Source organism: Ruminococcus callidus ATCC 27760, assembly GCF_000468015.1.
Taxonomy (GTDB): Bacteria; Bacillota; Clostridia; order Oscillospirales; family Ruminococcaceae; genus Ruminococcus_C; species Ruminococcus_C callidus.
On sequence record NZ_KI260340.1, the window covers coordinates 1 to 635 of the forward strand.

The following is a 635-nucleotide window of genomic DNA, read 5'->3' on the forward strand; positions in this document are numbered from 1 at the left end:
GCACTTGCCGAAAAACTGCCCAAAGTCAAAACCAAGCCCCACACAGGCGAACTGTGCGGGGCTGTTCTTGAAGTTATAAATCCCAAAAGCCGGAGCCGAAAGGCTCTGGCGGTCGTACCAAACATGGCAAACAGGTCACATCTGCACGCCATGACCATGATTTTCAAAGACTTGCTTCGGCAGGTCTTTTTTGTTGTGAGGTGAGAGAATGCGAAAACTGAAAGGCTATAAACCCACAAAATTTATGGCGGAAGATTCGCATTATAATAAAAAAGCGGCAGATTATGCCGTGAATTTTATCGAATGCCTGTGTCATACAAAAGGTACATGGGCAGGAAAAAAGTTTGAACTGATTGATTGGCAAGAACGGATTATACGAGATGTATTTGGTGTGCTGAAACCGAATGGCTATCGTCAATTTAATACGGCTTACGTAGAAATTCCGAAAAAGCAAGGCAAATCAGAACTCGCTGCTGCAGTTGCTCTGCTGCTTACTTGCGGTGATGGCGAAGAACGTGCCGAAGTTTACGGCTGTGCTGCCGACCGCCAACAGGCTGCCATTGTATTTGATGTAGCAGCGGATATGGTGCGAATGTGTCCCGCCCTTTCCAAGCGAGTGAAGATCCTGACCTCAC

Annotated in this window: 2 protein-coding genes; both read left to right on the plus strand. The window is 46.9% G+C overall.

What is annotated here, in order from left to right; genetic code table 11:
• On the plus strand, positions 1-204 hold a 204-nt coding region (locus RUMCAL_RS16175; protein ID WP_021681276.1), incomplete at its 5' end, for a hypothetical protein.
• Positions 205-208: 4 nt separating this feature from the next.
• A partial coding sequence (locus RUMCAL_RS04065; protein WP_021681277.1) for a terminase large subunit domain-containing protein occupies positions 209-635 on the plus strand: 427 nt, incomplete at its 3' end.